The 9092-nt window shown below is 45.3% G+C and carries 4 protein-coding genes and 1 pseudogene; all 5 read right to left on the bottom strand.

Annotation, left to right across the window (positions count from 1 at the left end):
• A pseudogene (locus tag MHM99_RS20270) lies at window positions 1-2400 on the bottom strand (Tn3 family transposase); the annotation flags it as partial.
• 200 nt (window positions 2401-2600) lie between these two features.
• Window positions 2601-5804 (bottom strand): CusA/CzcA family heavy metal efflux RND transporter, encoded by a 3204-nt coding sequence (locus tag MHM99_RS20265; RefSeq protein ID WP_239220404.1) that lies wholly within the window; start codon window positions 5802-5804, stop codon window positions 2601-2603.
• Window positions 5805-5819: 15 nt separating this feature from the next.
• A complete protein-coding gene (locus MHM99_RS20260) occupies window positions 5820-7127 on the bottom strand; it encodes an efflux RND transporter periplasmic adaptor subunit (protein WP_126873340.1) in 1308 nt (435 codons plus the stop codon).
• A 13-nt stretch (window positions 7128-7140) separates the two neighbouring features.
• Window positions 7141-8487: a TolC family protein gene (locus MHM99_RS20255; protein ID WP_239220403.1), complete on the bottom strand. Its 1347-nt coding sequence runs from the start codon at window positions 8485-8487 to the stop codon at window positions 7141-7143.
• Between the two features lie 68 nt (window positions 8488-8555).
• Complete coding sequence (locus tag MHM99_RS20250; protein WP_156077905.1) at window positions 8556-8933, bottom strand: hypothetical protein; 378 nt, start codon at window positions 8931-8933, stop codon at window positions 8556-8558.
• Between the last annotated feature and the right edge of the window lie 159 nt (window positions 8934-9092).

Below are 9092 nucleotides of genomic sequence, written 5' to 3'. Positions count from 1 at the left end.
GTCCGCTTTGTCTGAAGTGACAGAACAATACGCCTGATATCTTGCCATCCCGTTGTAATAACATTCGTTCTGATAGGCTTCTTTAGCGCCAGTATGGTGTTACATTGTTCATTTTCAGTCACCTCAAACAGATCGTTGATGACGCTGTTAAATTGCGCGTATCGCGGTGCAAAGCTGTAGCCGCATAGATCCAATAAAGCGAAGTTGACGTGATTGACACCGTGTGTATCTGTCGAGAGTACGTCAGGTTTGATATCGCTGCTGTTGGATTGCAACAGATCATAGATATAGTGTGATTCATGCTCGTTGGAGCCGATTATCCGTGCATTCAGCGCGCTGTGATTGGCGACCAGGGTCATGGCCGTGATCCCTTTATTGGTACCGAAGTACTTCGAGGAATACCGGGTTTTAAACGTTTCCAGATGCGTTTCGAATTTCTGACCATCCGCACTGGCGTGCAACTGGTCCTCCTGAATATGGTAGTGGCGGAAGATGGGTAATGAAGCCACCGCATTATTGATCACGTCGCTGGCATCATGCAGCGTTTCAGGTCGGATATAGTTAGCCTGTACTGTACTCAGGTGTTCATAACTGCGGTCGGAGATCTGCGCCATACCATACACACCACGGTGAGTGGCGTTAGCAATCAGAATGGCCAGTAAATCATCCTGATGAGTAGTTCCCTGTTTTTGTATTGGCAGCACATGTGTCAGGCATCGCATAAACCCGGTTTCGCGCTCAACATACCGCAGGACATCCGCGATACCGACTGGCTGCATTCGCTTAAAGAAGGGATTGTTGACCAGAGATGTAGCGCCTTTTGTTGGCAGGTGCCAGCGGGTGCCCGAGCGATTTTTCATGATTACATTGCGATTATCTCCCTCATCAATATGGCACGCCACGTCTTTGAGCGCGCTTTCCAGTCGATGTTGTTTCTCCTGTAACAATGCGTCAACAGGTTGTTTTAGTCTGTCCAGCGTTGATGACTCCAGCAGTGCATCCTGCGATGTTTGGGGGATCAGGTCGTCTTCCAGTGCCCGGTATTTGGTGACATTTGACAGATAAATACGTCCGTTCAGTCGTGAAGTTAACTGCCGGTAGAGCAGCCATTCATAACGTTGCGGATTAACGTTATCCTGTTTCACCAGCCATGGGAGGTGCTTTTTGGGGATAAGCGACGTATCCATTGTCATCAGTGATTCACCGGATACAATTTCCGTTTGCATCTTTTGAAGTTGGGCGACGACGGCTTTCCACGGTCCGTTTCTGTTTTTTCAGGTAAAGGCAGAGGGTCTGGATATCCCTGTCATTCATGACCTTCAATGCCTGTTGTCTGACTACTGAGAAGGGCTGATTGTCATCAATATTCTCGTCAACAAACAGGTGAAGTAGCTCTGCCGCTTTCGTGACATTGTCCGCAGCTGACTGCCAGGACAGGAACACTGCTTGTTGTGCAAAGGCGTTGGCGGCTTCCTGTTGTTTTCGGATATGGTAAACAAACCCATCCGTCAGGCGCTCCAGTGCAAGTTGCATGCGCTCTGTCAGATGACACAGTAACCACAGGTGCTGCTGTGAGCGTTTGAAGCGCCGCACTTTACTGCCGTAGTAATCAATAAGGCCGCTGAAGTGTTGTCGATTTTTTAGCGACAGATTGAGCCTGTCCACAACGTCATTTATTTGCGTGTGCCATGGTGCTAACCGGTGGTAAATGGCGAGCTCTTTTTTAAGCTCAGGCACGGTCAGACTTTTGGCACCACCCCTGAGATGGCTCAGACTCAGCCCGTCGTCTTTAGTAGTGATTATGTTGTCCAGAAAGACGTTAAGTTCATTACTGGTAAGTTGATTCAGTTGGAGCGTCAGGTCTTTTCTGACCTGTTGCATTGTGCGGCTTATCAGTCTTTGAAGCACGGAGTACTTAGGAATGGCAATGTTATGGCTGGCAAGGTATTCAATGGCCGCATCAAAGAGGTGTCGAGGCTCCAGCCAGGCATGACCAATGTAAACCAGGTGGTGGCACAGAGCATTGAGGTGCTGTTTTTCATTCCACTTATTGTAATTAAGTAGACGCAGTATCCTTGAGTAAATACGGTCACGCTGCATTTTACTGACACTGAAAGGCCTGATCCCTTTACCTCTTTGAATTTGGGAGGCAATAAACTGCATGTCGATACTGATATCACGGAAACTCGGAGCAATGATCACTGGCTTAGATTTAAAATAGCCCAGAAGCGCCACGAAATAACAACGATGTTTAGTAAGCCTGATAGTACGGCATTCGGCCTGTTCTACATCGTTTAGCGAAAAATACAAACGTTGTTCCTCAATAGAAAACTGAGGTGCTGAATACAAGTCTCGTTGTTCTGCCTGAGTCAGAATCGAGAGTTCATTACTAATTGCCATGATGAATAAACGCCAATATGATTGATGGTGTTTATATAAGATGGCAGAATATTGGAAGGTAACCCACCGCCACAGACCATATAATATAATACCTGTAGCGTTCTATGTTACTTTAGAGGGGAAAATCCCTAGAACCCCTATAAGGTTTGATGCTAGCCTATCGATGCTTATCGCATGCAACAGGCCAGCTCAAATTAAGATTATGCTCTTGTCATATCTTTTAACTTCCCTTTTGAAAACCAGGCAAAAAGCACAGGCAGTACAAAGAGCGTCAAAAATGTCGCGGTTACTAAGCCGCCTACAATAACACTTGCTAACGGTTTTTGGATTTCAGCACCCACGCCGTTAGACATTAACATTGGAATTAGCCCTAGCGCAGATGTAATCGCCGTCATCAACACTGGCCGAAGTCTTGATGTAGCACCATCGAATACAGCGTCAGATACTGATAATCCGTCTGCAATGCGCTGATTGATGCTTTCTACCATCACCACCCCATTTAGGACCGCCACTCCAAATAAGGTAATAAAACCTACGGAGCTCGGTACAGAAAGATATTGCCCTGATAACCAAAGTGAAAATACTCCGCCTATCACAGCTAGAGGCACATTCACGAGGATCAGCATTGCCTGACCAAACGAAGCAAAAGCAAAGTACAGTAGTAATGCAATTAAGCCCAACGAAAGCGGCACAACTAGTGATAATCGTTTCTGCGCCCGTTGTTGATTCTCAAATTGCCCGCCAATATCCACTGAATAGCCAGTAGGCAGTGCTAGCTGCTCATCAATAGATTGACGAATATCTGCCACCACGCTACCCAGGTCTCGACCTTGAACATTTGCCTGGATAACAACTCGCCTCTGTACGTCATCACGTCTGACTTGCGGTGGACCAGAAGCAATCGTCACTTCTGCAACATCTCCTAAACGAACCCATGCACCTGACGGAGTTTGTAAGCGCAAGTCGGCTATCGTTTGACTGTTATTTCGAAATTGTTCAGCAAGCCTGACATAAATATCATAGCGCTCATTACCATTGATGATTTGGCCAGCGCTGGCTCCACCTAAACCTTCGCTTACGAGCTCCATTACATCACCCACGGCCAACCCATAGCGCGACAGAGCGCGGCGATTCGGTGTCACAATCAGTTGAGATTCACCGGCAATTTGCTCCATAGCAACATCTCTTGCACCTTCAACTTCTTTTACTAAAGCTTCAATGGCTTGGCCTTTTTCAGCCAAGATGTCAAGATCAGGTCCAAATAATTTAATGGCAAGTTGAGCTCTTACACCCGATAACAACTCGTCCACTCTTGTCGCGATAGGTTGAGAAAAATTGAAGAGCAAACCCGGATGTTGCTCCATTTTTTCTTCCATTAACGCTTGCAGTTCATAGCGGTTACTTGCACTTGTCCATTCAGGCACTGGCTTTAACCCGATATAAATTTCGATATTGTTTACAGGCTCAGGATCGCCTCCTATTTCGGCGCGACCGATACGCGACAATGTATAGGTGACTTCTGGAAACCCCATTAATATATTCTCAAGCTTAGGGGAGACCTCTAGGGCAGTATCTAAACTAGATGAAGGCGCTAAAGTAACACGCAAGTTAATGGTGCCCTCTTCCAGTTCTGGTACAAACTCTGTGCCAAGCCGAGGAAGCACTACACCAGCAGCGACTACCATAATTGCAGCAATTCCAATCACTACTTTTTTATGCAAAATTGCCCACGATAGCCCTTTGCGATACCCCGCGTCTAAAGGTTTCAACACAACGCTTTCTCGTGGTTTCACGCCTTTTTTAAATAGATACGTCGCCAATGCCGGTACAATAATCAGTGCAACTAATACCGCCGAAAGCATGGCCAACATAATACTAATAGCCATTGGTTGAAATAATTTTGCTTCAACGCCTTCAAAGCTAAACAAAGGCATGAATACCACAAGGATTATGGCTGTTGCGAAGAAGATAGGCCGGGCTACCTCCTTGCCCGCTTCTTGTAATCGCAAAGCGATACCGTGCGTATCATGGGACGAGTCTAATGGATCATCATCTTCAACATGTTCACCCAATTGTCTCTTGTGATCATGCTCAGCATCAGCGTGAGTCAAGTGTTTAAACATGTTTTCAACCATTACCACTGAGCCATCTACTAGCATGCCGATTGCCACTGCAATGCCCCCAAGCGACATAAGGTTGGCAGAAAGTCCAAACCACGACATGACCATTAAGGCAATACCAATAGAAATAGGGATCGAAATCAGGACTAAAAACGTGGCTCGTAGATTCATCAAAAATAAAGCTAGAATAACAATAATAAATACGAACGCTAACATTAGCGCATTTACAACCGTATCCACGGCTTGAGTAATTAAGTCAGCTTGATCGTAGAATACTTCAAAACTCACGCCATCAGGCAATGCTTGGTTAATTCGCTGAATACGAGCATTGACGCCATCAATTGTGGCTTTCGTGTTAGCTCCCATGCGCTTAAGTACAATGCCTGAGACGACTTCACCTAAGTTTTGAATGTTACCGTCGGCGTCTTTTCTGGTCATGGTGGCAGCACCCTGACGAATTTCGCTACCTAACTCAACGTTCGCCACATCGGATACAGTAATCGTTGTTCCGTCTACGGTTTTTAAAGGTACCTGACGTAATTGCTCTAACCCTTCCTCGCCATGATCTATCCAGCCAGTGCCTCTTATCACAAGTTGTTCTTGCCCTCGGTTCATATACCAACCCCCCACATTGGTATTGTTCCGCTCAAGTGCTTCCATCACTATATCTTGAGTCAAGCCATATCCAAGTAATTGAGATGGATTGAGGTTAACTTGGTATTGGCGTACTTCCCCACCAAAAGAGAGCACATCCGTTACGCCATCGGCAGGAAGCAGCAGCAATTTCACCACCCAATCATTTAAACTACGCAACGCCATAGCGTCTAGGCCTGAATCGGGCTCAGCCAACAATAGATACTGATACACTTGCCCCAATCCTGATGTGTTGGGTCCCATTTCTGGCGTACCGACGCCCTCGGGAATTAACTCTTTAGCCGCTTGCAGACGCTCGAATACCAATTGACGTGCAAAATAGATATCTGTGTCCTCGCTAAACACAACGGTCACACCTGAAAGACCTGTTTTGGAAATAGAGCGCACTTCCATCACATCCGGTAAGGCATACATCACCGCTTCTATTGGATAAGTAATTAACTGCTCTACTTCTTCGGCAGCTAACCCCGGTGCTTCTGTATTGACAGATACTTGCACGTTGGTGACATCTGGAAATGCATCCAAATTCAGTTTTGGAATAACAAAAACCGCGCTGACTATTAACGTTGTCAGAGCAATCACCACTAACAAACGATTAGTAACAGCCCAATCAATTAATTTATTAAACATAAAGACTCCTCCTAATTAGTGGTTGTGTGGGTCAAAACCGCCTTTAGCGATTTGTGAAGCGACAAAAAAAGCACCTTCGCTTACTACGCGAGAACCCGGCTCTACACCGGTTATTTCCCGCAAGCCACCAAGCGCTCTTCCAAGTTCAACTTCGACGGGTAAAAACTCGCCGGGATGATCTTCTACAAATACCATCCAGTCTCCATCGGGCCCTCGCATTAGCGCACTTTCTGAAACAGCCATTACCGGCATTTTTGTCAGAAAACGGAAATACACCTCGGCAAATTGACCAGGATGCAAACGATGTTCAGGGTTGCTCACTAATAGCCGAACCGTTCTCGTTCGAGTAATTGGGTCAATGGTATGTGCCTCTTGTGTAACCGTTGCATCAACTGTGAAGTCTCCCACTTTGATTTGTGCCGGAGAACCTGCACCTAACCGCAGGTTAATATTCGATGGTAGATGCGCTTCTACCCAAAGTTCACTTTCATCTGCCAACGAGATCAACGGCTCTCCCGCATCAATACGCTGACCTTGTTCAAACGAGTCACTGAGTACCGCGCCATCAATTTCAGCACGTAAGCTATATTCTCCTAATGCTATTGATTGCTGTGAGGTGAGCGTTTTCAAATCTGCATCGGATAAACCATATGAGATTAATACTGCACTAGCCGCTTCAAAATTAGCTTTTGCATCAATGTAGCGCTGCTCTCCAACAGTTTTTCGACCAAGTCCTTTTACTCTTTCCCATTCTGGATATGTTGTTCGGTAATTGGCTTGTGCTTGCGCAACGGTTTCGCTAAAAAGCGTGACAAGCACTTGGCCTTTATTTACCCTGTCTCCCAATGCCACATGACGACGCGTGACAACGGATGCCACTCTGGGTGATACTCTATAGCTGCTATAGCCGTTTGAAAATATTTCACCCGGTGCATACAAAGTATAATTGACAATTTTGGGGCTTAGTGTGCTTACTTTAATGTTGGCTAATGCCATTTGATTGGAGTCTAACGATGCAGAAGCAGTTTCATCATGCTCTTCATCATCTTTATCCTCGTTTTCACCTTTATCATGAGCATGTTCGCTTTCGTGATCATCATGTTCATCGGCACCCTCGCCTCCGTGCTCATCAAGCTTTTGACCATCTTGTAGTTCATGTTCTTCATGACCATCATCAGTATGTTCGTCATGTTTATCTTTTATGCTTTTATCGATGCTTGTTACCGTTTCATTGTGAGCATGCTGTTGATCAGACTTTTGTGCGAAACTTGGTGCAGCGCCGACAAATGTGGCGATGAAAACTGCTAATACTGTTTTATTCATTTTGTTAATCCTGTTACTCAATTGAGAAATCGTGTTGAACTGGGGGCAAGTCGATAAGACGACCTGATTGCAGCATGAGATTTTTTAATGCTATGCGCGTTTGCTTTTCGAGCTCTATGCCAGACAGTAAACTTTCTGCGCGTTGATTCAGTGCAATAAGGTAGTTAGTCGTTGATAAATCGCCACTGCGCCACTGCTTCTCTAACAAATCACCACTACTCTCGATGCGACCCTTTACCAATGATTGCCATTGCGTAAACTGTAGGTTGTAGCTCTGCCACGCGCCAAACGCTCCTTGTAAATCGAAACGAAGTTTCCGATACTGCGCTCTAAAACGTGCTTCAGTTTCTAACGCCATGCGTTCTGCGGCGCGAGTTTCTGCACTGTAATTGTTGCGAATGTTTAACGGTATGGAAAAGGTCAGCCCAACGGTGTTTTCTCGTTCTTCCCGCCCTGCATTAATACCAAAAGTAGGATTTGCTTTTGCAACACGTCTAGTGACTTCTGCTTCTTCTTTTTGCGTGAGCCATTGCGCATAAGCGCTTGCTACTTTTGGGTGTTTTAGTAATTCTTCATCAGACGGATATGTAGCATTAGAAGGCCAAAAGTCGTCGGGTATAATCCCTCGCTCTGGCTCCCAATCAGGAAGTAACTCCCGCACCATTGCTTCGGCCATTTGAAGTTGAGCCTCTGCTCCCGCCACTTGAGCAAATTGTTTCGATAACGACAAAAAGGTAAGCTCTGCATCGATACTCCCTAGATCACCAGCCGCTTGACGTATTTCGACCAATTCAAGTAACGAATTAAGTTGCTGTTGTTGTGATTTTGCAATTACAGCGGCACTTCTTGCTGCACGCCAATTGATTAATGCATCAATAGCATCAGCTGATTTGTTTAAAACGACTTCTTGGTATTGAGCTTGTGCAGCAGTGCGCATAAAACCCGCTTTTTGTCGCCTTGCGCCTTGCCTGTCCCAAAGGTCGATTGTCTGTTCAACACCCACGCTGTAGTCATTGTTATCGCCATTACGCGTATAGTCAGTTGACAATTCAGGGTTATAAAGGGCTCGTTCAGAAGCATCAGCGAGCGCACCTGTGCTTAACAATTGTTCTTTGGCCGCGACAATATCGGGATGTTTGTTTATCTGTGAAGAGAACCAACTTTCCCAGTTCTGATTTTGCGCATGAGCAAAAATCGGTACAAACAATAAGCAAGTGCACAGCAGTTTGGTGCCATTAAATGTAAGTAAGCTAAGCCGTCTCAATGATGTGGCTTTTGTTGTTTGAATACGCTTAAAAGACGCAGATAGCAGTGGCGGCCTGACATGCAGGTCACGCCCAATAAAATGAGTGAGATTCATAATAATCCTAAAATTAAATAATAACGGACGTCGCGTTTAAGGTTATCGCGACGAGCTTTAAACAGAATTTAGGATTTTTGCTTAGGTGGGCGCAGTAGGCGGTTGATAGGTGCGTCTATAAGAGCATCTAGATAGTTAAAGTTGTGGTTGGACACCACGTGATGGTGTTTACTGATACTGTCATGACCGACCCACTGAACATGTGTACCATGGCAATGACCACAGTGATGACAGTCGGCTGGGTTATGCTGCCCCTTTACTTGGTCGGTACTTGCATCTTGAATACTTGTTGATGACAAACTCTTATCATGCTCAGCATGATTGTGTTCATGTTGCAAATGTTGAGTATCTATTGCATGAAAATCTAATGAATTGGCCACAGCAGAAAACGACTGAAAGAGTATCAGCGAGATCATGATGTAACTTATTCGTTTTAAATTTTTCATAAGCGTGAGTCTACCAAGTCTATTTCACTTCGTCACGACATTGTTCATTGGCAAATTCTAGCTTACAGTTGGGAAATACTTTAGACATCACATGTTGTAATGTTTCAGGTTGTATAAATTAGACGTCGAGATGAGGGGTGGTTACAATTTTTACTATTG

Origin of the sequence: Alteromonas sp. MmMcT2-2, from assembly GCF_022348305.1 — a bacterium.
In the GTDB taxonomy this organism is placed as follows: Bacteria; Pseudomonadota; Gammaproteobacteria; order Enterobacterales; family Alteromonadaceae; genus Alteromonas; species Alteromonas macleodii.
This window is presented reverse-complemented; position numbering and strand designations above follow the sequence as displayed.